The organism is Arthrobacter sp. zg-Y1171, assembly GCF_025244845.1.
Taxonomy (GTDB): Bacteria; Actinomycetota; Actinomycetes; order Actinomycetales; family Micrococcaceae; genus Arthrobacter_B.
Window position 1 is genome coordinate 1,869,558 of the sequence record NZ_CP104264.1, and the last position, 21,710, is coordinate 1,891,267.

The 21,710-nt window shown below is 66.0% G+C and carries 20 protein-coding genes; 6 read left to right on the forward strand and 14 right to left on the reverse strand.

The features are described 5' to 3' along the window. A complete protein-coding gene (locus tag N2L00_RS08740) occupies window positions 1-1,071 on the reverse strand; it encodes a quinone-dependent dihydroorotate dehydrogenase (protein WP_255862974.1) in 1,071 nt (356 codons plus the stop codon). Between the two features lie 78 nt (window positions 1,072-1,149). On the opposite strand from N2L00_RS08740, the gene N2L00_RS08745 reads away from it, so the two are divergent. Then, a complete protein-coding gene (locus N2L00_RS08745; RefSeq protein WP_255862973.1) occupies window positions 1,150-2,148 on the forward strand; it encodes an alpha/beta hydrolase in 999 nt (332 codons plus the stop codon). On the opposite strand, the gene N2L00_RS08750 is transcribed toward N2L00_RS08745, so the two are convergent. The 8 genes from N2L00_RS08750 to N2L00_RS08785 form a co-directional block, all read right to left on the reverse strand. Further along, entirely contained in the window at window positions 2,132-3,016 is an 885-nt protein-coding gene (locus N2L00_RS08750; protein WP_374676608.1) for an isoprenyl transferase, read from the reverse strand. The two genes, N2L00_RS08745 and N2L00_RS08750, sit on opposite strands and share 17 nt — an antisense overlap. 2 nt (window positions 3,017-3,018) lie before the next feature. Next, a complete protein-coding gene (gene recO, locus N2L00_RS08755) occupies window positions 3,019-3,768 on the reverse strand; it encodes a DNA repair protein RecO (RefSeq protein ID WP_227921472.1) in 750 nt (249 codons plus the stop codon). A 67-nt stretch (window positions 3,769-3,835) separates the two neighbouring features. Then, on the reverse strand, window positions 3,836-5,578 hold the full coding sequence (leuA, locus tag N2L00_RS08760; protein ID WP_255862971.1) for a 2-isopropylmalate synthase: 1,743 nt from the start codon (window positions 5,576-5,578) through the stop codon (window positions 3,836-3,838). A 177-nt stretch (window positions 5,579-5,755) separates the two neighbouring features. Further along, a complete protein-coding gene (locus N2L00_RS08765) occupies window positions 5,756-7,270 on the reverse strand; it encodes an LCP family protein (RefSeq protein WP_255862970.1) in 1,515 nt (504 codons plus the stop codon). Window positions 7,271-7,360: 90 nt separating this feature from the next. Further along, window positions 7,361-8,290 carry a GTPase Era gene (gene era, locus N2L00_RS08770; RefSeq protein WP_255766279.1) on the reverse strand — a complete coding sequence of 310 codons (930 nt, stop codon included), beginning with the start codon at window positions 8,288-8,290 and terminating at the stop codon, window positions 7,361-7,363. Further along, window positions 8,283-9,587 carry a hemolysin family protein gene (locus tag N2L00_RS08775; RefSeq protein WP_370647029.1) on the reverse strand — a complete coding sequence of 435 codons (1,305 nt, stop codon included), beginning with the start codon at window positions 9,585-9,587 and terminating at the stop codon, window positions 8,283-8,285. The genes era and N2L00_RS08775 overlap by 8 nt, the downstream gene beginning before the upstream one ends. Window positions 9,588-9,607: 20 nt before the next feature. Further along, complete coding sequence (gene ybeY / locus N2L00_RS08780; protein ID WP_255766281.1) at window positions 9,608-10,084, reverse strand: rRNA maturation RNase YbeY; 477 nt, start codon at window positions 10,082-10,084, stop codon at window positions 9,608-9,610. Then, the gene (locus N2L00_RS08785) at window positions 10,081-11,157 is read right to left on the reverse strand and encodes a PhoH family protein (protein WP_255862969.1); all 1,077 of its coding nucleotides are present in this window, start codon (window positions 11,155-11,157) and stop codon (window positions 10,081-10,083) included. Before N2L00_RS08785 ends, ybeY begins: the two co-directional genes overlap by 4 nt. Window positions 11,158-11,515: 358 nt before the next feature. Here N2L00_RS08785 and N2L00_RS08790 point away from each other — a divergent pair, with 358 nt between their 5' ends. Further along, the gene (locus tag N2L00_RS08790) at window positions 11,516-12,487 is read left to right on the forward strand and encodes a GerMN domain-containing protein (RefSeq protein WP_255862968.1); all 972 of its coding nucleotides are present in this window, start codon (window positions 11,516-11,518) and stop codon (window positions 12,485-12,487) included. 13 nt (window positions 12,488-12,500) lie between these two features. Here N2L00_RS08790 and N2L00_RS08795 read toward each other — a convergent pair whose 3' ends face one another. The 3 genes from N2L00_RS08795 to hrcA all read right to left on the reverse strand — a co-directional run bounded on the left by N2L00_RS08795 (window position 12,501) and on the right by hrcA (window position 15,528). After that, window positions 12,501-13,268, reverse strand: coding sequence for a 16S rRNA (uracil(1498)-N(3))-methyltransferase (locus N2L00_RS08795; protein WP_255766284.1), 768 nt, complete (start codon window positions 13,266-13,268; stop codon window positions 12,501-12,503). Between the two features lies 1 nt (window position 13,269). Continuing rightward, window positions 13,270-14,409, reverse strand: coding sequence for a molecular chaperone DnaJ (gene dnaJ / locus N2L00_RS08800; protein ID WP_229951825.1), 1,140 nt, complete (start codon window positions 14,407-14,409; stop codon window positions 13,270-13,272). A 105-nt stretch (window positions 14,410-14,514) separates the two neighbouring features. Continuing rightward, window positions 14,515-15,528 carry a heat-inducible transcriptional repressor HrcA gene (gene hrcA / locus N2L00_RS08805; RefSeq protein ID WP_255766285.1) on the reverse strand — a complete coding sequence of 338 codons (1,014 nt, stop codon included), beginning with the start codon at window positions 15,526-15,528 and terminating at the stop codon, window positions 14,515-14,517. A gap of 242 nt (window positions 15,529-15,770) precedes the next feature. Between hrcA and N2L00_RS08810 the strand changes: the two genes are divergently transcribed. Together N2L00_RS08810 and N2L00_RS08815 are read left to right on the forward strand one after the other, a co-directional pair. Beyond that, window positions 15,771-16,619 carry a DUF3097 family protein gene (locus tag N2L00_RS08810; protein WP_255862967.1) on the forward strand — a complete coding sequence of 283 codons (849 nt, stop codon included), beginning with the start codon at window positions 15,771-15,773 and terminating at the stop codon, window positions 16,617-16,619. A 117-nt stretch (window positions 16,620-16,736) separates the two neighbouring features. Continuing rightward, window positions 16,737-17,165: a DUF4870 domain-containing protein gene (locus N2L00_RS08815; RefSeq protein WP_255766287.1), complete on the forward strand. Its 429-nt coding sequence runs from the start codon at window positions 16,737-16,739 to the stop codon at window positions 17,163-17,165. A 30-nt stretch (window positions 17,166-17,195) separates the two neighbouring features. Here the strand turns inward: N2L00_RS08815 and hemW are convergent, their stop codons facing one another. Then, window positions 17,196-18,428 (reverse strand): radical SAM family heme chaperone HemW, encoded by a 1,233-nt coding sequence (hemW, locus tag N2L00_RS08820; RefSeq protein WP_255766288.1) that lies wholly within the window; start codon window positions 18,426-18,428, stop codon window positions 17,196-17,198. Next, a complete protein-coding gene (lepA, locus tag N2L00_RS08825) occupies window positions 18,425-20,278 on the reverse strand; it encodes a translation elongation factor 4 (protein WP_255766289.1) in 1,854 nt (617 codons plus the stop codon). Before lepA ends, hemW begins: the two co-directional genes overlap by 4 nt. A 174-nt stretch (window positions 20,279-20,452) precedes the next feature. On the opposite strand from lepA, the gene N2L00_RS08830 reads away from it, so the two are divergent. After that, window positions 20,453-21,127, forward strand: coding sequence for a type II toxin-antitoxin system PemK/MazF family toxin (locus tag N2L00_RS08830; RefSeq protein WP_255862966.1), 675 nt, complete (start codon window positions 20,453-20,455; stop codon window positions 21,125-21,127). A gap of 174 nt (window positions 21,128-21,301) precedes the next feature. Continuing rightward, the gene (gene rpsT, locus N2L00_RS08835) at window positions 21,302-21,562 is read left to right on the forward strand and encodes a 30S ribosomal protein S20 (protein ID WP_146361896.1); all 261 of its coding nucleotides are present in this window, start codon (window positions 21,302-21,304) and stop codon (window positions 21,560-21,562) included. Window positions 21,563-21,710: the final 148 nt, after the last annotated feature.

Consider the following 21,710-nt stretch of genomic DNA (forward strand, 5'->3'; position numbering starts at 1 on the left):
TTAACGCCGGGACCGGGCCAGGCCCCGGTTGATCCGTGCCGCCCAGAAAGGACCCTCATACAGGAACGCGGTGTACCCCTGCACCAGGACCGCACCGGCGTCGAGTCGCTCCTGCACATCGGCAGCCGTTTCCACTCCACCGACGGAAATGATGGCCGGGCCGTCCTCCCCCAATGCGGTGCGGAGCCGCCGCAGGACCTCGAGGGACCGTTTCTTCAGCGGTGCACCGCTGAGCCCGCCGACGCCGCAGGCAATGACGCGCTCCGGGTCCGTCACCAGGTTTTCCCGGGTGACGGTGGTGTTGGTGGCGATCACGCCGTCCAGCTTCAGGGCCAGGGCGAGCTCGGCGACGTCGTCAATGTCCGCGTCGCTCAGGTCCGGGGCGATCTTGACCAGCAGCGGGACGTGCCGGCCGGCGGCCTGGTCCGCGGCGCTGCCCACCTGGGCCAGCAGCGGGCGCAGCGTGGAAATGTCCTGCAGCAGCCGCAGCCCGGGCGTGTTGGGTGAGCTGACGTTTACGGCGAGGTAGTCCGCGTGCGGGGCGAGGGCCCGGGCACTGGCGAGGTAGTCCTCAACGGCGTCCGTGAGCTCGACGGTCTTGGTCTTGCCGATATTGATGCCGATGACGGGGCGCGGCGTCCCGAAGGCTTTTGCCAGTCCCTTCCGGGCTTTGTCCAGGCGGGGGGCCACCGCCGCGGCGCCGTCGTTGTTGAAACCCATCCGGTTGATCACCGCCCGGTCCTCGACCAGGCGGAACAGCCGCGGCTTCGGATTGCCCGGCTGGGCGGAAGCGGTCACGGTACCCACCTCCACGTGTCCGAAGCCCAGGTTGCAGAGGGCAACAATGCCCGAGCCTTCCTTATCGAATCCCGCCGCCAGCCCGAACGGGGAGGGAAACGTCAGGCCCAGCGCCTCGGTCCGCAGTACCGAGGCAGGGCGCATCAGGCGGCGCAGTACCGGACCGGCCGGGGTGCGGGCGGCCGCGCGGATCAGGACAAAACCGATCCGGTGGGCCAGTTCGGGATCCATGCCGGAGAAAACGAGCCGGAAGAAGGTGGGATAGATGCGCATACGTCAAAGATTCCAGAACCGGCACCGTGTTCCAAACCCCAACCGCAAACCGGCGGCCTGTCGGCTAATGTCAGTTGCATGCGCCGTGAACACCCCGCCTGGAAACCTGACGTTCTCGGCGACGGGTTCCGCAGCCTGACCCTCGAGCTGGGGGAAGACGATGAAGGCCCGGTGGTTGCCACCCTGGTCTCGCACTGCCCGGCGGTTCCGCCCGTCCCGGTCGAGGGCAAAGTGGATGCCGTCCTGTACCTGCACGGATGGAGTGACTATTTCTTCCAGGCGGATCTGGCGCGGTTCTGGGCCGCCCAGGGTGTGGCCTTCTATGCCCTTGACCTGCGCAAGTACGGCAGAAGCCTGCGCCCGGGCCAGTCGGAGGGCTATGTGGGCGACCTGGCCGAGTACGACGCCGATATCGAGGCAGCGCTCGAGGCAATGGAAGCGGACCTCCAGGCCCGCTGCGGCGCCGGCATGCGCACCACGCTGATGGCGCACTCAACCGGCGGGCTGGTCGCCGCGCTCTGGGCGGACCGTTTCCCCGGGCGCCTGCAGGCACTGATCCTGAACAGTCCCTGGCTGGAGCTCAGCGGCAGCTCCATGCTGCGCTTCGCCACCAACGGCCTGCTGGAACCGGTCGCCCGTCGCCGGCCCCGGACACGGCTGAAAATCCCGGAGTTCGGTTTCTACTTCCGGAGCATCAGTTCGGCTATGGACGGAGAGTGGGACGTGGATCCGCTCTGGCGGCCGCCGTTCAGCTTCCCGGTCCGTGCCGGCTGGCTCCGGGCTGTGCTCGCGGGCCACGCGCAGGTTGCCCGGGGCCTGGACATCCGCGTGCCGGTGCTGCTGCTGGCCTCCGCGGCCTCCACCATCGCCCCTGCGTGGAATCCGCTGATGCTGCGGACCGACAGCGTGCTGGACGTGAACCTGATGGTTCAGCGCGGCGTCCTGCTTGGTCCGGAAATCACCGTGTACCGGTTCGACGGCGCCCTGCACGACACCCTGCTGTCCGCGCTGCCGGTCCGCACCCGGGTCTACGACGGAATCCTGCGGTGGTCCAGGGCCTTTATGCTCCCGCGCTAGCTCCGGCCTTGTCGGCGGCAGGAGCAGAAGCCTGGCCGTCCGCTTCGCCGGCGTCCGTGCCCCCGGCCGCCCTGTCGACCGCACCGCCGTACCTGCGGTCCCGGCGGGCGTAGATCTCCACGGCTTCCCACAGGGTCCGCCGGTCCACGTCCGGCCAGAGCGTATCCATAAAGACCATCTCGGCGTACGCGGACTGCCAGAGCATGAAGTTGGAGAACCGCTGCTCTCCCGAGGTGCGCAGGAACAGGTCGACGTCGGGCAGGTCGGGTTCGTCGAGGTACTTCTGGATGGTCTTCTCGGAAATGGATCCCGGCCGCAGCTTGCCTTTCTGGACGTCGGCGGCAATGGCGGCAACGGCGTCGGCGATCTCGGCCCGGCCCCCGTAGTTCACGCACATGTTCAAGGTGCACACGGTGTTGCTGCGGGTTTCCTCTTCGGCGATCTCCAGTTCCCGCACTACGCTTTGCCACAGCCGCGGACGGCGCCCCGACCAGCGGATCCGTACACCCCACTCGCTGAGCTGGTCCCGCTGCCGGCGCAGCACATCCCGGCTGAAGCCCATCAGGAAGCGGACCTCCTCCGGGGACCGCTTCCAGTTCTCGGTGGAGAACGCGTACACGGAAACGTGGCGGATGCCCATCTCGATGGCCCCGGCCATCACGTCCAGCAGCGCGGCCTCGCCGGCGCGGTGCCCCTCGGTCCGGGGCAGGCCGCGCTGGTTCGCCCAGCGGCCGTTGCCGTCCATCACGATCGCCACATGGGCGGGCACCAGTTCGGCCGGAACCTGCGGCGGAACCGCACCGGAGGGGTGGGGCGCAGGCCGGCTCGCGGGTCCTGCCGGTTTGGCGGCGGAAGATTTTGAACGCAAGGTCAGACACGCTCCACATGTTGAAGGGACCGCAGCACCCGTTCCAGGTGCCACTGAAGATATCCGGCCACCAGGCCGGCGGATTCATGGCGCGGCTGCGGGCCGGAGGCGTCGGCAGTGGGCCAGTCGCCGGTGAGCAGCGCCCCCAGCAGCACCATTGTTTCCGGGGACGGCGACGCCGAGCCCGGCGGGCGGCAGGCGGGACAAACAGCGCCGCCCAGCGGTGCGGAGAAGGCGGTGTGCGGGCCGGCGGCTCCGCAGCGCGCACAGTCGGTAAAACTCGGTGCCCACCCGGCGGTGGACAGGGCGCGCAGCAGATAGGAATCCAGGATCAGTTCCGGGGCGTGGGAGCCGCGGCTGAGGGCCGCAAAGGCGCCGATCACCAGCTGGTAGTGGGCCTTCGCGGATTCGCCGTCAATGTCGGTCAGCCGCTCCGCGGTTTCGGCAATGGCGGCCGCCGCCGTGTAGCGGGCGTAATCGGCTGCGATGCCGTGCCCGTAGGCGCCCTTGGTCTGGGCCTGGGTCACAATGTCCAGGTTCCGGCCGTGCGAGAGCAGCAGTTCGGCGACCATGAAGGGTTCCAGCCGGGCACCGAACTTGCTGGAGGTCCGCCGAACGCCTTTGGCCACGGCACGCACCTGCCCGTGCTCGCGGGTGAGGAGGACGAGGATGCGGTCCGCTTCGCCCAGCTTGTGGGTGCGCAGGACAACCGCGTCATCCCGATAGGTGCGGGATGCAAAGGATTTGGCCACGGAACCTATTTTCCCATGCCCGGGCACGCCCGGCGGACCGCTGCCGCCCGGCGTGCCTCCGGGCGGCCTAGGACTGGTCCCGGATGGCCCGGTTCACGGCCGAGATGACTGCCTTCAACGCGGACATGGTCGTGTTGGGATCGATCCCGACACCCCACAGCACCCGCTCCCCCACGGCCAGCTCAACGTACGCCGCAGCGTGCGCATTGCCGCTGGCGGACAAGGCGTGTTCGGTGTAGTCGAGCAGCCGGACGTCGATTCCGTCCTGGCCCAGGATTTCCAGCAGCGCCGCGATGGGACCGGTTCCGCTGGCCATCCGCCGCTTCACTATTCCGTCCGTGCTCAGGGCGGCGGTGAGGTTGAAGCGGCCGTCGGCAGCCGTGTCCGCGTTCACCGAAGTGAGCTCGTAGTGTCCCCAGGCGGCGCCGTCGGACTCCGGCGTGTTCGGCAGGTACTCGTCCTGGAACACCTTCCAGAGCTCGGCTCCGGTGATCTCGCCGCCGGCGGTGTCCGTGCGGCGCTGGATCACACCGGAGAATTCGATCTGCGCGCGGCGCGGCAGGTCCAGGTTGTGCTCGTTCTTGAGCAGGTAGGCCACGCCGCCCTTGCCGGACTGGGAATTCACCCGGATCACGGCTTCGTAGCTGCGGCCGATGTCCTTCGGATCGATCGGCAGGTAGGGCACGCCCCACTGCAGCTCGTCCACCGTCCTGCCGGCTGCGGCGGCTTCCTTCTCCATGGCTTCGAAGCCCTTCTTAATAGCGTCCTGGTGGGAGCCGGAGAAGGCGGTGAAGACCAGGTCTCCGCCGTACGGAGACCGTTCGGGCACGGGGAGCTGGTTGCAGTATTCGACGGTGCGGCGGATCTCGTCCATGTCGGAGAAGTCGATCTGGGGGTCAATGCCGTGGCTGAACAGGTTCATGCCCAGCGTCACCAGGTCCACGTTGCCGGTGCGTTCGCCGTTGCCGAAGAGGCAGCCCTCGATCCGGTCCGCGCCGGCGAGGTAGCCCAGTTCCGCCGCTGCGACACCGGTGCCCCGGTCATTATGCGGGTGCAGCGACAGGATCACCGATTCACGGTTGGCAATGTTCCGGTGCATCCACTCGATGGAGTCCGCGTAGACATTCGGCGTGGTCATTTCCACCGTCGCCGGCAGGTTCAGGATCATCTGCCGGTCGGGAGATGCCTCCAGCACTTCCCCGACGGCGTCGGAGATCCGCAGGGCGAAATCCAGCTCCGTGCCGGTGTAGGACTCGGGCGAGTACTCGTAGGTGACGTCGACGCCGCGCAGCTGCTCCTCGTACTTTTTGCACAGGCGCGCACCCGAGAGGGCAATATCGACAATGCCGTCGCGGTCTGTGTTGAACACAACGCGGCGCTGCAGCACCGAGGTCGAGTTGTAGAGGTGGACAATCGCCCGGTCTGCGCCCTCGAGGGATTCGTAGGTGCGCTCAATCAGGTGTTCCCGGGACTGGGTGAGCACCTGGATGGTGACGTCATCGGGGATCCGGTCCCCCTCGATGAGCTGGCGGACAAAGTCAAAGTCCAGCTGGGAGGCGGAGGGGAAACCGACTTCGATCTCCTTGAAGCCCATCTTCACCAGCAGGTCGAACATCTTGTGCTTGCGTTCGGGCGTCATGGGATCGATCAGCGCCTGGTTTCCGTCCCGCAGGTCCACGGCGCACCAGCGCGGTGCCTTGGTGAGGACCTTGTCCGGCCAGGTCCGATCCGGCAGGTCCACGGCAATCTGTTCGTGGAAAGGGACGTACTTGGAGATCGGCATGCCCGAAGACTGCTGTGCGTTACGCATGGTGTTGGTTTGGCCTTTTCTAGTCGATCATCAGAAAGAGTGGCCGGGCAACACAGACTCCGCAGCGAGGGGCGGCCTAAGCAGGTGCTTGTGTGGCCTCGCCGCGGCAGCTAAGGAGGAGGATCTCTGCGTGCACGTGACCAGACTAACATGCAGCCGATCCCGTTTGCCGAACGGCTAGTTCCCAAACGCCGTCTGGCACGTAACCTGGGCCGCGGTTTGCCCGTCCAGGTCACCCAGATCGCCCAGGTCCCCCATGGTGGAGCCGCTGGCGAAGTCCGCGCCGATCTCCACCGACACTCCGGTGTAGGCGGTGCTGAGTACCACCTGCACGCCCGGGATGTTCAGTGTCCGGGCCACTTCCAGGGCCATCTCTTCATATCCGTAGCCGTAGAAGATCTGGGTGGCCGGGCTCTCAGACTCGGCTGCGCCGCCGGCAAGTGCCTGGGTGAACCCCTTGGAAGTGAGGTACCCGAGGACCGCGGCGTCGCGGCCGGCGGTGCCCGAAGCGTTGACGAGCGTCACCGGGACCGCAGCGGGGTCCACGGCGGGCGCGGCAGGTTCCGCCGTCGCGGGGGTGCCTGCTTCGGCCGTATCAGTGGCCGCCGTGGACGGGGTTTCGCCCGCACTGATGCCCTGGTCGGAGACCAGCGCATCGAAGAGCGGCTGGGCTTTGGCTTCGTCGAGGACCAGCCGGTTGGTGTCGTATTCGTACGGCACTACGGGAGCCGTCACGAAGGCAACGTTCCCGAGGTCAACGTCTTTGAGGCGGGTTGCCAGGGAGACCAGATCGGGGATGTTCGCAAGCTCTTCGTCCACGGTGAGGTTCTTCGTGACGGTTTCCGCAATCGAATAGAGCTTGGGCAGGTTGTTCAGCGTTCCCTCCTCCTTGACCTTCCGCACCATGGAGGCCAGGAAGCTTTGCTGGGCGCGGATGCGGCCTTCGTCGCCGCCGTTGCCGAACCCGTGCCGGGTCCGGAGGAAGGCGAGGGCCTGCTCGCCCTGGACGCTGCTCACTCCGGCGGGCAGGTTCAGGCCGGAAAGCGGGTCGTCAACGGGCTGGTTGACGCAGACTTCCACGCCGCCGAGGGTGTTCGACAGTTCCTTCACCGCATCGAAGTCGGCCATCATGAAGTGGTCGATCGACAGGCCGGTGACCTCGTTGATGGCAGCAACGGTGCAGCCGGGTCCGCCGTTGCCCAGGGCACCGTTGAGCTGGCCCAGATCCATGGCGTCATACACCGCGCCGGACGCGGGATCCTCGCATTCCGGCAGCGGGACCAGGAGATCCCGCGGGAAACTGACCACGGTGACGTTCGAGCGGTCCGCCGTGAGGTTCACCAGCATCATTACGTCGGAGTTGTTCGAGTCCTGCCCGTCCCGCTGGTCGGTACCGAGCACCAGGATCTGCATGGGATCGGTGTTGGCGTCCACCTGCTCCACCTGGGTGTCGTTCGACCCCAGGTTCAGGGGCTGGGTATCGAAGTTGCCCCTCAGCCTCAGCAGCTGGACGGCACCGAAGACCACCCCGCCGACCAGGACCAGGGCCAGCGCCGCGGCGATGCCTTTCAGCAGCGGATGGCCTGCGGCGGCTCCGCTCGAGAGGTGCCTCCCGCCCGGTTCCGCTGAACCCTTACCTGCAGTCGGTTTTCCCAAGGGGCCGCCGCCCGTTGCGGCACGGCGAGATGACATAGCCGGTCCCCTTCATGAATCAATGTGCTCAAACGAATGCTTCAAAGTGTACGGCCAGCTCCTGTGGATACGGGAGCCGGCCGCTCCGGACTAGAAACCGAGCTTCACCAGCTGCTTGGGATCCCGCTGCCAGTCCTTGGCGATTTTAACGTGCAGGTCAAGGTACACCTTAGTGCCCAGCAACGCCTCGATGCCGCGTCGCGCAGTGGTTCCGACGTCGCGCAGCCGGGACCCGCCGCGGCCGATAATAATGGCCTTCTGCGAAGATCGCTCCACGTAGAGGTTGACCCGGACATCCAGCAGCTGGTTGTCTTCGCTGCGTCCCTCGCGCGGCACAATCTCGTCCACTACCACGGCAAGGGAGTGGGGCAGCTCGTCGCGGACGCCTTCAAGGGCTGCTTCGCGGACCAGTTCGGCCACCATCACGGCTTCGGGCTCGTCGGTCAGTTCGCCGTCCGGGTACAGGGGCGGGGACGCGGGCATGTGCCCCGCCAGGACCTTCGCCACGGTGTCGACCTGGAAGCCGTCAGCTGCCGAAACGGGCACGACGTCGGCCCATCCTGCCTCGCCCAGCACTTCATTGCCCAGCGCGGTGACGGACATCAGCTGCTTGGCCAGCGCGGCGCGGTCCACCAGATCCGTCTTGGTAACCAGGGCAATCACGGGTGTCCGCTTCAGGGCCGCCAGCTGAGCAGCGATGTAGCGGTCGCCGGGACCCACTGCCTCGTTGGCGGGCAGGCAGAAACCAACGGCGTCAACCTCGGCCAAAGTATCCGCCACCAGCTCGTTCAGCCGCTTGCCCAGCAGGGTCCGAGGACGGTGCAGGCCCGGCGTGTCCACGAGGATCACCTGGGAGTCCTCTCGGTGGACAATGCCGCGGATGGTGTGCCGGGTGGTCTGCGGCTTGGCGGAAGTGATGGCCACCTTGGAACCGACCAGCGCATTGGTCAGGGTGGACTTTCCGGCGTTGGGCCGGCCCACCAGGGAAACGAATCCTGCGCGGAACTGCGGTTCAGTCATTACGGGGTACCAATTCTGTAGAGCGGGTGCGCGGAGCAGGGTTTCTGCCCTCATCGCTGATTTCTTCGTTTTCGGTGTTCCAGGCCAGCACATGCGAAACGCGGTTGCGCCGGCCCTCCAGCCGTTCGGCGTGCAGGGCGATGCCTTCGACCACTACCTCGCTGCCGACAATCGGGACGCGGCCCAGGGCCTTGGCCAGGAGGCCGCCCACCGTGTCCACTTCATCATCCTCCAGTTCGACGCCGAACAACTCACCAAGGTCGTCGATCCCGGTCTTGGAGCTGACCCGGTAGCGGCCGTTGCCGAGGCCTTCGATGTCGGGGCGCTCCGAGTCATACTCGTCCACGATTTCCCCGACGATTTCTTCGATCAGGTCCTCCAGCGTAACCAATCCCGCCGTTCCGCCGTATTCGTCGATCACGATCGCCACGTGCGTGGATTCACGCTGCAGTTCCTGCAGCAGTTCACTTACGGCCTTGGACTCGGGAACGTAGCGGACGCTTCGGGCGTAATCTTCGACCTTCTGCACCGAGGCGCGCTCCGGGTCACTGTGCATCTGCGCGGCGACGTCCTTCAGGTAGAGGATGCCCACCAGGTGGTCGGCACTGTCCTCGATCACCGGGACGCGGGAATAGCCCGAGCGCAGGAACAGGGACATGGCCTGGCGCAGGGTGCTGCCGGCTTCGATGCAGACCATGTCCGTGCGCGGGACCATGACGGACCGGACTTTGGTGTCGCCGAGTTCGAAGACCGAGTGGATCAGTTCCGCCTCGGTATCCTCGATCATGTCCGCGTCGGACGCGCGGTCCAGCAGCTCGCGGAATTCCTCTTCCGTGAAGAACGCGGCATCGGGCCCCTGGGTGCCGGGGGCGACGGCGGTGCCGAGGCGGACGAGCCATCCGGGGATCGGCCCCAGGACGGTCCGCAGCACGCGGACCAGTCCGGCCGTGAGCACAACGACGGCCGTGACGTGCTTACGCCCGATCTGCCGCGGAGAGACGCCCACGAGGACAAAACCGACGGCAGCCATGGTCACCGTGGCAAGCAGTCCCGCCAGCCAGATATTGTCCAGCAGCAGCTGGAAGAGCGTCGCCACGGACACCGCCATGGCCATTTCGAACCACACGCGCCAGAACCGCAGCGCGTGCATGTGTGCCACCGGGTGCGCCAGGATGCGGCGCAGCGGGGCTCCTGCCTTGCCGTGGAGCAGCGCTTCGGCATCCTGCCGGGGCAGGTAGCCGTAGGCCGACTCCGCGGCGGTGAGCAGGCCCGCCAGGACCATGAAAGCCATGGCCATGACGACGAGGACACCAATACTCAACTTCGGGTCTCCTTGGGTGCCTGTTTACCCAGGTAAGCGGAAAGGAGGCGGCGCTGGAGACCGAACATCTCCTTCTCCTCTTCCGGCTCGGCGTGGTCGTAGCCCAGCAGGTGAAGGACGCCGTGGGTGGTCAGGAGCAGCAGCTCCTCACCGGTGCTGTGGCCGGCGTCGGCAGCCTGCAGGGCCGCCACCTGCGGGCACAGCACAATGTCGCCAAGGACCCCGGCGGGGGTGATCCGGCCGGCGGTTCCGGGGCGCAGTTCATCCATCGGGAAGGACAGCACATCTGTGGGACCCGGCAGATCCATCCATTCGATGTGCAGCTTTTCTATGGCGTCCTCATCCACGAGGATGATGGACAGGTCTGCCTCCGGATGGACGTACAGGCTGTCCAGGAGGTACCTGCCCAGCCGGGCGAGTTCCTCTTCATCGACAGCCGGTGCACTGGATTCGTTGTTCACTTCGATGCTCATGCGCGGGCCTCCCGGTTGCGTCCGGCGTTGGCATGGCCGCTGCCGTTGGACCGGCCGCCGTCGGCGCGGGCTGCGCCGGAGCGCCGGACCTCGTCCCATTCGCTGTAGGCCGTGACAATGTCACTGACCAGGCGGTGCCGGACAACGTCCACTGCCTGCAGTTCCGAGAATGCGACGTCGTCGATGCCGCCCAGGATGTCGTGGACAATCCGCAGGCCGGAGGCGGTGCCGCCGGGCAGGTCCACTTGGGTAACGTCGCCGGTGACGACCATCTTCGAGCCGAAGCCGAGACGGGTAAGGAACATCTTCATCTGCTCGGGCGTGGTGTTCTGGGCTTCATCGAGGATGATGAACGCGTCATTGAGCGTCCGGCCGCGCATGTAGGCCAGGGGCGCCACCTCGATGGTGCCGGCCGCCATCAGGCGGGGAATCGATTCGGGGTCCATCATGTCGTGCAGGGCGTCGTAGAGCGGCCGCAGGTACGGGTCGATCTTGTCGCTCAGCGTCCCCGGAAGGAAGCCGAGCCGCTCCCCCGCTTCCACTGCCGGACGGGTGAGGATGATCCGGTTGACCTCTTTTTGCTGCAGGGCCTGCACTGCCTTGGCCATCGCCAGGTACGTCTTGCCGGTGCCCGCAGGACCGATGCCGAAAACCACCGTGTTGCGGTCAATCGCATCCACGTAGTTCTTTTGGTTCAGGGTCTTGGGCCGAATGGTCTTTCCCCGGGTGGAGAGGATGTTCTGCGTCAGGACATCGGCCGGGCGGTGGGTGCTCTGGTCCTTGAGCATGCTGATCAGCTGTTCGAGAACCTGCGGCGTGACGCGGGTCTGGTGGCGGGCCAGTACGCGGACTTCGTTGACCAGGCGTACGGTCTGTTCGACCTCTGCAGCGGGGCCGGACACGGACAGTTCGTTGCCGCGCACCATCAGGCTTACCTCGGGATTTGCCGTCTCAATGATCCTGAGCGCCTCATCATTGGCACCCAGTGACTGGACCATGTGTTCCGTCGAGTCAAAGACTATTGTCTGGTTGTCCAGCCGAATGGTGCCGATTTCCGTTGAAGATTCGGTCATATAGACGGCCCTTTCAGGCCTTTCATCGCCCCTTATAGAGTCTGGTTTTAAAGTTCTTCGAACTTTTTACGGTGGTGGCGGCCGGTCCGGCCATCCGTCCCGGGAAAGTAAACGCCCTGGTACAGACGATTATTTCCTCGGGTCCCGGACGACGCGCCGCGCACCGCACGCTACCTAAATCTTACTTGATGTGCTCCCCGGCGAACCGACCGGCATCGGGTTTTTGTCTCGGCCCCGCAACGGTGATGTCTCAATCGTGTTTCAGTCCGGGCGCTGGCCCGTCCCCGGCACGGGAAGGCCCCAAAGCATGTGCAAAGGTTGAAGACGTACGTTTTCGAGTTACCCCAGAGGAGGATAGATGGACGCCGGATCCAACGACGCAACGTCCTGTCTCCGAGGGCTTCGCCAGCGGTATTTCCTGGCCGGTTCCCTGTTGGCCGCGGCTGCGCTGGGGCTGGGTGGATGCGGCGTCTTAGCCGAGAATCCCACCATCACGATGCCGTCGTCCTTCGACGGCTCAGACGCCTCCGCTGCTGCTCCAATGACGGTCTCCCCGCCGGCGGAGGCCAGTTCCGCCGGAACGCTCATGCCGGTGTACTGGCTGGGACGGAACGACTCGACGGTCAGTCTTTACCGTGAGTTCCTCTCCTCGGACAACACCGGTGATCCCATCGGCGAGGCAGTCCAGGCCATGACGGCGGCCCAACCGCTGGACCAGGACTACTTCACTCCCTGGCACGCGGCGGACAGCGTCACCGCATCCATTTCCAGCAAGAACGTCATTACCGTGGACATCTCCTCGGACGCGTTCAAGGGCTCCCTCGACTCGGGCATGGCCCACCGTGCAGTGCAGCAGCTGGTCTACACCGCCACGGCAGCAGCAGCCAACGCGGGGTTGACCACCGTAGGGCAGGAAAGCAGCGTGGCGATCCTGGTGGACGGCAAGGAGGGGTACCGCGCGTTCGGCCATGTGACCCTGGAGGAGCCGCTGCACAGGGATCCCGCGCTGGTGGCACCGATCTGGGTGATTGATCCGCAGGAATCGCAGATCCGGGGCACCGAGGTCGAGGTCAGCGGGACTGCGGTGGCGCAGACGGTTGAACTGCTCTGGCGGGCCGAACCCATAGTGGACGGCAGGCCGTCGGCCGGGGCTGCGGCTTCCGGCAGCGTGCAACTGGACAAGGCGCCCGGCAAGACGGGCGAATTCAGCTTCACAGCTTCCCTCGCCCCGGGCGAATACAGCCTCCGGGTCTTCTACAGCGGGCAGGAAACCGCCGGGGATTCCAAGCGCATTACGGTGTCTGCTTCCCGGGAGGATCCGGAGGGCTAGCCCGGTGGTCTTCCTACCAGCGGCCGAGCAGCGAATTCAGCACGGCCAGCGCCGCCGGACCTGCAGTGGAGGAACGCAGCACATGCGGTCCGAGCCGGACGGCGACCGCTCCGGCACCGCGCAGCGCTTCCAGCTCGGCGGGGCTGATGCCGCCTTCCGGACCCACGACTACCGCAATGGAGGCGGAGGCCTCGTCGGGACCGCGCCTGCCAAGGTCACGCACCGCATCCGCCAGCGGCACGTCGGCCTCCTCATGGAGGACAAGGACGAGGTCAAGTTCCGCCAGCCTGGCCGGCAGGGCACGGCTGTCCAGCGCGGGCTCCACCGCAGGGATGCGGGAACGGCGGGACTGCTTGGCAGCGGCAAAGGTCAGGGCCTGCCATTTGGCCTGTCCCTTAACCGCCTTCTCGGCGCGCCACCGGACAATGCTGCGGTCGGATTGCCACGGGATCACCGTGTCCACACCCAGCTCGGTCGCGGCTTCCACTGCCTGCTCGTCCCGGTCCCCCTTGGCCAGCGCCTGGACCAGGAAGAACCGTTCGGGCTCGACCGGTTCGTCGATGACACCTGACACCCGCAGTTCCAGAAGCGACGCACCGGTTTCCGTTACCGTGCCGGTGAGCCGGCGGCCGGCGCCGTCGACCACGTCCACGCTTTCACCGGCTCCGAGGCGCTTCACAGATACAGCGTGCCGAGCTTCCGGGCCCTCGAGACGGAAGATGTCTCCGGGCCCGGCCGCCGCCACCTGCGCCGGGTCACCGAAGAAAATCGGGTTGGTCATCTCAGAGGTTGCCCAGACGGTCCCGCAGCTTGGCGAAAACGCCGTTACCTGAGCTATTGAGCTTTCCCTCGCTGTATTCCTCGCCGCGCAGCTTGGCGAGGCGGCGGAGCAGTTCCTCCTGCTCGGAGTCCAGCTTCTGCGGGGTCTCCACGTGCAGGTGCACCCGAAGATCGCCGCGGCCGTGGCCGCGCAGGTGCGTGACGCCCAGGTCGTTGAGGACGGACACCTCGCCGGACTGCGTGCCGGGCTTGACGGTGATTTCGCGTTCGCCGTCGAAGGTCTCCAGTGCCACGGTGGTTCCCAGCGCTGCGGCAGTCATGGGGATGGTGAGTGTGGCGTGCAGGTCGTCGCCGTCACGGAGGAACGTCGGGTCATTGTTGACCCGGATCTCCACGTACAGATCGCCGGCGGGGCCGCCGGCCATCCCGGCTTCACCCTGCCCGCCGAGCTGGATCCGGGTACCGGTGGCGACGCCGGCCGGGATCTTGATGGTCAGGGTACGCCGGTTGCGGACACGGCCCTCGCCGGAGCACTCGTGGCAGGGGTCCGGGATGACGGTGCCGAAGCCGTTGCAGGTGCCGCAGGGTGCCGAGGTCATGACCTGGCCCAGGATCGAGCGGACCGCCCGCTGGACCTGACCGGTGCCGTGGCAGATGTCGCAGGTGCGCGGAGAGGTGCCGGGCTGGCAGCAGGAACCGTCGCAGGTGGGGCAGACGACTGCAGTGTCGACGTCGATCTTCTTGTTGGTGCCGAAGACGGCATCCTTGAGGTCGATCCGGACGTTGATCAGGGCGTCCTGTCCGCGGCGGCTGCGTGAGGCCGGTCCGCGTCCTCCGCCCGGGGCGCCGCCGCCGAAGAAGGTGTCGAAGATGTCCTGGAAACCGAACCCCTGGGCGCCGAAACCGCCGCCTCCGAAGCCGTTGTCGTTGCCGTTCTCGTTGCCCGTGGTGTCGTAGATCCGCCGTTTTTCCGGATCGGAAAGAACCTCGTAGGCGTGCGATACGGCTTTGAACTCGTCCGAGGCGCCCGGAGCATTGTTGACGTCCGGGTGCAGCTTGCGGGCTAGCTTCCGGTACGCCTTCTTGATTTCTTCACCGGTGGCGTCTCGTCCGACACCCAGAACCTGGTAGTGATCGCTCACTCGTGCACATCGCTTTCCTGTATTGCGTGCCTTCAAACTTTGAAGACGGAGGTTGGGTTCCCGCCGGTTCCCCGGCAGGCGGGTCCGTAACTGCTGGGGACCGCGTTAGTTGTTCAGTATTCGGGACAGGTACCTGGCCACGGCTCGCACCGCTGCCATGGTGGTGGGATAGTCCATCCGCGTGGGACCGAGAATGCCGACCTTCGCGGTGGCGTCGGGACCGTATCCCGTAGCCACCACCGAGGCTTCCGACAATCCGCCGTACGGATTCTCCCGGCCGATCCGGACGGCAACGCCGCGGGCATCCTGTTCCATCTCCGACAGCAGCCGCAGCATCACCACTTGCTCCTCGAGCGCTTCGAGCACGGGACCGATAGTCAGCGGGAAGTCTACAGTGGAGCGGGCCAGGTTGGCTGTCCCTGCCATCACCATGCGGTCCTCGCGGTTGATGCCGGCCAGCTGCTCCAGGCAGTGCCCCAGGGAGTTGCCCACGCGCCTGCGTTCGGCCGGCACCGTGGCAAGGGCATTGGCCAGCTGGCTCGTGATGCTACTCAGCGGCGTGCCTGCCAACGCGGACAGGAAGTGCTGGCGCAGGTCGCCCAGGTCCGGCTCCGTCACCGGCTGCGGAACGGTAATGACGCGCTGCTCCACCCGCCCCGTGGTCGAGATGAGCACTACCAGCACCTGCGCCGGAGCCAGCAGGACAAATTCAATGTGCCGGACCTTGGCATTGCCCAGATGCGGGTACTGCACCACGGCCACCTGGTTGGTCAGCTGCGACAGCAGCCTGACGGTACGGTCCATCACATCGTCGAGGTCGTCGGCTTCTTCCAGCAGCGACTGGATGGCGCGGCGTTCGGGAGCGGAGAGCGGCTTGACGTCGGAAATCCGGTCGACGAACAGGCGGTAGCCCTTGTCGGTGGGGATGCGCCCGGCGGACGTGTGCGGGGCGGTGATCAGCCCCTCTTCCTCAAGGGCGGCCATGTCATTTCGGATGGTGGCCGAGGAAACACCCAGGTGATGCCGTTCCACAAGTGCCTTGGATCCCACGGGCTCCCGCGAATGGACGTAGTCCTCAACAATGGCGCGGAGGACCTCGAGTCGGCGTGGCTCACTCATGGATTTCCCTCCCTGTTGATCGGCGGTTGATCGGCGGTTGCTCGGCGGTTGCTCGGCATTCTTACTTGCGTGGTGATCCGTGTGGTGACCTGTGTGGTGACCTATGGGCAGAGCACCGGACGTTTAGCACTCACAGTGTTCAAGTGCCAAGTCTAGTACGGATCGGCAGCGTTGCTAGCATTGAGGAACCCGCGGCCTGCTGCGGTTTCCGCCCGATCAGAACCGTAAGTGAGGCAACTTCCGTGTCCAGCTTTTCCTGGGGTCCGCAGGACATCACCGCGCCGGCCCGGACCGTCCTGCGCAAAGTCGGCGCCGAAACCGGCCTGGTCCTTGAGGACGTTGCCTCGGGCTGGGTTGGTGCGGTGGTGCGCGTGGAGAAATCCGGCGGACTGCACCTGATGGTGCTGGAAGACCGGCGCGGGAAAAAGAAATCCTTCGAACTGGGCTTCGGCTTCCTGCTCGAGGGCGAGCCGGTGGAAGTTGTGCCCGCGGCTGCGGCGGCGGCCAAGGCAGGTCCGGCCCGGACGGCGTCCGGCTCGGTCCGCGTCGCCAACCAGCGCGCCCGCACCGCCCGGGCCAGCCGCATCTGGGTGGAGGGCAAGCACGACGCCGAACTGGTGGAGAAGGTATGGGGCGATGACCTGCGGGTGGAGGGAATCGTCGTCGAGCCCCTCCACGGCGTCGACGACCTGTACTCCGCGGTCCGGGAGTTTTCCCCGGGCCCGGGGCGCAGGCTGGGCATACTGGTGGATCACCTGGTTCCGGGCTCCAAGGAATCGCGCATTGCCGCCGAGGCGATGACCTCCCCCGGCGCGCCGGGCAATGTCTTGATTGTCGGGCATCCGTACGTGGACGTCTGGCAGGCCATCAAGCCGTCCGTGATCGGGCGTACCGCCTGGCCCGTGGTCCCCCGTCACCTGGACTGGAAAACCGGCATCCTGCAGGGACTGGGCTGGCCGCACCGCGACCATACCGACGTCGCAATGGGCTGGAAGAAGCTGCTGGGGCAGGTGAACAGCTATGCGGATCTGGAACCGTCACTGCTCGGACGAGTGGAGGAAGTCATCGATTTCCTGACCGTTCCCGGGTGAGACGCGCATCGCACTGCCTCTTTCCTTTCCGTGAGGAAGCGTGCGAGCCAGTACTCTTGAGGAATACGTAGTAGTGGACCGACCCTGTGTCACCATGAGCCAAAAGGAAAATACGCCGTGTCCAACACACGCCAGAACCACCGCCCCCGACCGGAAGAACACGGCGGAGCGCAGCGTCCTGTTTACCAGGGGGCTCCGGCCAACGCACTGCCGCTGACCGCGTCCGAAGACCGGCAGTGGGCAACTCTGGCGCACTTCGGCGGCATCCTCGCTTTTGTTCCGTCGCTGATCATCTACCTGGTGTTCCGCGACCGCGGTCCGTTCACTGCCCAGGAATCCAAGGAAGCCCTGAACTTCACGCTTCCGCCCAGCATTGCTGCCCTGACCGTCTGGGCGTTGTCCTTCATTCCCGAGATCGGCGGCTTCTTCGCCGTGCTCAATGCCATGATCTGGGTCTACGTGGCTGTGTCCTCGGTGATCGCAGGCATCGAGTGCAACCGCGGCCGGCCGTACCGCTACCCGCTCAACCTGCGCCGCATCAAGTAGCGCCGCAGGGCGGGACCGCTGCCGGGGAACTCAGTCCGGCAGCAGCCGCCGGACCACTGCGTCGGCCAGCAGCCGGCCCCGCGGCGTGAGGATCACCTTGCCGGTCAGCGCAGCGCGCGGATCCACAAGGCCGTCGGCCATGAGTCCCGCCACGGCCAGCCTGCCGGGCTCACGCAGCCGGTCCAGTGCCAGGCCTTCAGCGAGCCGGGTCCGCAGCATAACGTCTTCCATGTACCGGGTATCGGCGTCCAGGGTCTCGCGTCCGACGGCGGGCGACTCCCCCGCGCCGATCCGCTGGGCATAGGCGGTGGGATGCTTGGCATTCCACCAGCGCACGCCGCCGGCGTGTGAATGGGCACCCGGGCCGACGCCCCACCAGTCATCACTGCGCCAGTAGGCCAGGTTGTGCCGGCACTGGTCCTCGGGGGTCCGCGCCCAGTTGCTGACCTCGTACCAGTTCAGTCCGGCGGCGGTCATCATTTCATCCGCCAGCACGTATTTGTCGGCGTGGTCGTCGTCGTCGATGGGCGGGACCTCGCCGCGGCGCATCCGGGCGGCGAGCTTGGTCCCTTCTTCGATGATGAGCGCGTAGGCGGAGATATGGTCAGGCTCGTAGCTCAGTGCCTCTTCGAGCGAGTGCTTCCAGTCGGCCATGGACTCCCCGGGAGTTCCATAGATGAGGTCCACGCTCACGTGCAGGCCGGCGTCGCGCGCCCACTGCACGGCCTGCGGAACCCTCGACGGCGTGTGCGTGCGGTCCAGCACTGCCAGCACGTGCGGCACGGCGGACTGCATGCCGAAGGAAACCCGGGTGAAGCCGGCGTCGGCAAGCAGCTGCAGGGACTGCGGCGTGACGGAGTCCGGGTTCGCTTCGGTGGTGACTTCGGCGCCGGGCGCCAGGCCCCACTGGTCGACGGCGGTGCGGAGGATCAGCGCGAGGTCCTCCGCCGGGAGCAGCGTGGGAGTGCCGCCGCCGAAGAAGACGGTGCCCATCCGGCGCTCCGGCAGGCCCGAACGCCGCAGGGCGTCAGCGGCAAAGACCACCTCGCGGGCCGCCGTGCCGCCGTAGGCAGCCTGCGACGCACCGCCGCCCAGCTCGGTGGCCGTATACGTGTTGAAATCGCAGTAGCCGCAGCGGACGGAGCAGAACGGAATGTGGACGTACAGTCCGAAGTTCCGCTCCGCTGCTCCGTCCGCGGCCTGTGCGGGGAGGAGACCGTCGGCAGGTGCCGGGTCTCCGAGGGGCAGTGCACTGGGTGTCACTTCTTGGATTTGTCCTTGGACTCGTCGGAGGAAAGCGCAGCCACGAAGGCTTCCTGGGGAACTTCCACGCGGCCCACCATCTTCATGCGCTTCTTGCCTTCCTTCTGCTTTTCCAGCAGCTTGCGCTTACGGCTGATGTCGCCGCCGTAGCACTTGGCAAGCACGTCCTTGCGGATGGCGCGGATGGATTCGCGGGCGATGATGCGGGAGCCGATGGCTGCCTGGATGGGCACTTCGAACTGCTGCCGCGGGATCAGCTCACGCAGCTTGCCGGTCATCATAACGCCGTAGGCGTAGGCCTTGTCCTTGTGCGTGATGGAGCTGAAGGCGTCAACCTGTTCGCCCTGAAGCAGGATGTCCACCTTGACCAGGTCGGCGACCTGTTCGCCGTCGGCCTTCCAATCGAGGGAGGCGTAGCCGCGGGTCTTTGACTTGAGGATGTCGAAGAAGTCGAAAACGATTTCGGCCAGCGGCAGGCGGTACCGGATTTCCACCCGGTCCTCGGAGAGATAGTCCATGCCGCCCAGAACGCCGCGGCGGGACTGGCACAGCTCCATGATGGCGCCGACAAATTCATTCGGCGCCAGGATCGTGGCCGAGACCATCGGCTCGCGGACCTCTTTGATCTTGCCTTCGGGGTACTCGCTGGGGTTGGTCACGGTGACCACCTTTTTGTCCTCGAGCGTCACCTCGTACTCCACGTTGGGGGCAGTGGAGATCAGGTCCAGGTTGTACTCGCGCTCGAGGCGTTCACGGGTGATTTCCAGGTGCAGCAGGCCCAGGAAGCCCACCCGGAAGCCGAAGCCCAGCGCCGCGGACGTCTCGGGTTCGTATACCAGCGCGGCATCGTTGAGCATCAGCTTTTCCAGCGCTTCGCGGAGCACCGGGTAGTCGGCGCCGTCGATGGGGTACAGCCCGGAGAACACCATGGGTTTGGGATCGGCGTAGCCCTCGAGTGACTTCTCGGCCGGCTTGGCCAGGTTGGTGACGGTGTCGCCCACCTTGGACAGGCGTACATCCTTCACGCCGGTGATGAGGTACCCCACCTCACCCACGCCCAGGCCCTTGGACGGGGTGGGTTCCGGCGAGCTCACACCGATTTCGAGGAGCTCATGGCTGGCCCGGGTGGACATCATCTGGATGCGTTCACGCGGGGACAGCGACCCGTCGATCACGCGGACATAGGTGACGACGCCGCGGTAGGTGTCATACACGGAGTCGAAGATCATGGCTCGGGCGGGAGCGTCGGGGTCGCCCACCGGTGCCGGAATCTCGCGGACAATCTGGTCCAGCAGGGCTTCAACGCCAACACCGGTCTTGCCGGAGACCCTCAGCACGTCCTCCGGATCGCCGCCGATCAGCTTCGCCAGTTCCTCGGCGTACTTCTCCGGCTGCGCCGCCGGGAGGTCGATCTTGTTCAGGACCGGAATGATGGTCAGGTCGTTTTCCATCGCCAGGTAAAGGTTCGCCAGCGTCTGCGCCTCGATACCCTGGGCGGCGTCCACCAGCAGCACTGCTCCTTCGCAGGCAGCCAGGGAACGGGAGACTTCGTAGGTGAAGTCCACATGGCCCGGAGTGTCGATCATATTCAGGGCGTAAGACTGCCCGTCCAGTTCCCACGGCATGCGTACGGCCTGGGACTTGATGGTGATGCCGCGCTCACGCTCGATATCCATCCGGTCCAGGTACTGGGCCTTCATGTTCCGGTGCTCAACCACTCCGGTGGACTGGAGCATGCGGTCGGCCAAGGTGGACTTGCCGTGGTCGATGTGGGCGATGATGCAGAAGTTTCTGATGATCGCCGGATCCGTCGCGGCAGGCACCGGCGAGAAGCGGGCCATGGGTGACACTGTGGCGGTTCCTTTACTGTTCCGGGACAAGCCGGACGCGGCGCGGTGCGCGGGTGTCCTTGGTCCTGGCGGTCTGGTGGGTGTTCTATCGAGTTAACAGTCTCCCACGTTTGCCTGCCGCAGCAGGAACCGGACGCACCTGAGGTTTCGTGGCCGGGAGCATAACGTAGTGCCATGCCCTTTAATGCCCGCGCCTTTGCCTCCTTTGCCCGCTCGGCCCTGCGCCTGCTGCGCTCCGCTTCTTCCTCTGCCGGCCCTGCCGAAAGCAGCCGCGGAACCGGCCGTTCGGCCCGTCCCCGAACGCCGGACAGCCGCCGGACGCCGGAGACCCGGCGGACGCCGTCGCCCTCCCCCGGGACCAAGGCCACTCCCCCGCGCACCCCGGCTGCCCGGCAGTCGCCGCCGTCGCCGTCGTCATCCGCGCGGACCGCTCCGGCAGCAGCCCCTTCGGGTTACGCCGGCGACTACGCCGGTCCTGTCACCCCGGTCTATGCCCCGCAGCCGGACGGCGATCCCGATCCCGGCGAAGTGGTGTGGGCCTGGGTCCCGTACGAAGATGACCCCAGCCAGGGCAAGGACCGTCCGGTCCTGCTGATCGGGCGAAGCGGCGGCCTGTTGCTGGGCCTGATGATGACCAGCCGGGACCGGAACAACAGCAGCGGGTCCGACCCTCGCTACCTCGACGTCGGCACCGGCCCGTGGGACAGCAAGGGTCGTCCCAGTGAGGTGAAGCTGGACCGCGTCCTCCAGCTCGAACCGGGCAGCGTGCGCCGGGAAGGTGCAATCATGGATAGGAACGTGTTCCAGACAGTTGCCCGTCGGCTGGCCGTGATGCGCCCGGCACGCTGAACCGGCACTTTAGTTACCGGAGCCCAAACTCTGCTAACATTTATTGCTGTGTGTCCGCGCAGGTCGACGGGCACTTTGGTTCAGACGCCATTACGGTATCCCCACGCCGCTCAGTCAATGTCTGGGCTGAAATACCCTCACCGACCAAGTCCGCAATACAAAGAGAGTTTATAAGTGGCCAATATTAAGTCCCAGAAGAAGCGCATCCTCACCAACGAGAAGGCGCGTCAGCGTAACAACTCGGTGAAGTCCGAGCTGAAGACCGTCATCAGCAAGGTTGATGCCGCAGTCAAGGCCAGCGACAAGGACGCAGCAGCCGAAGCGCTGAAGACCGCCAGCCGCAAGCTGGACAAGGCCGTCAGCAAGGGCGTAATCCACAAGAACAACGCTGCCAACCGCAAGTCGGCCATCTCCAAGAAGGTCAGCGCGCTCTAACCAGCAGCCAGCATTACAGACTTACTCAGCGTGGGCCGGTCCTTCGGGACCGGCCACGCTTTGTTTTAAGCCGGCTTCCGGACTGTTCTCGACTGTTTCGGACAGCCGTGCGGGTGCGTGTCGGCGGGCCGGTGGGCAGCCGAGGATG

Bases quoted from the DNA above. Each gene is read 5' to 3' on its own strand.
- era (WP_255766279.1), bottom strand. From the start codon at position 8,290: ATGACTGAACCGCAGTTCCGCGCAGGATTCGTTTCCCTGGTGGGCCGG.
- N2L00_RS08745 (WP_255862973.1), top strand. From the start codon at position 1,150: ATGCGCCGTGAACACCCCGCCTGGAAACCTGACGTTCTCGGCGACGGG.
- N2L00_RS08775 (WP_370647029.1), bottom strand. From the start codon at position 9,587: ATGGCCATGGCTTTCATGGTCCTGGCGGGCCTGCTCACCGCCGCGGAG.
- N2L00_RS08765 (WP_255862970.1), bottom strand. From the start codon at position 7,270: ATGTCATCTCGCCGTGCCGCAACGGGCGGCGGCCCCTTGGGAAAACCG.
- N2L00_RS08795 (WP_255766284.1), bottom strand. From the start codon at position 13,268: ATGACCAACCCGATTTTCTTCGGTGACCCGGCGCAGGTGGCGGCGGCC.
- N2L00_RS08790 (WP_255862968.1), top strand. From the start codon at position 11,516: ATGGACGCCGGATCCAACGACGCAACGTCCTGTCTCCGAGGGCTTCGC.
- ybeY (WP_255766281.1), bottom strand. From the start codon at position 10,084: ATGAGCATCGAAGTGAACAACGAATCCAGTGCACCGGCTGTCGATGAA.
- N2L00_RS08740 (WP_255862974.1), bottom strand. From the start codon at position 1,071: ATGCGCATCTATCCCACCTTCTTCCGGCTCGTTTTCTCCGGCATGGAT.
- N2L00_RS08785 (WP_255862969.1), bottom strand. From the start codon at position 11,157: ATGACCGAATCTTCAACGGAAATCGGCACCATTCGGCTGGACAACCAG.
- N2L00_RS08830 (WP_255862966.1), top strand. From the start codon at position 20,453: ATGCCCTTTAATGCCCGCGCCTTTGCCTCCTTTGCCCGCTCGGCCCTG.
- leuA (WP_255862971.1), bottom strand. From the start codon at position 5,578: ATGCGTAACGCACAGCAGTCTTCGGGCATGCCGATCTCCAAGTACGTC.
- hrcA (WP_255766285.1), bottom strand. From the start codon at position 15,528: ATGAGTGAGCCACGCCGACTCGAGGTCCTCCGCGCCATTGTTGAGGAC.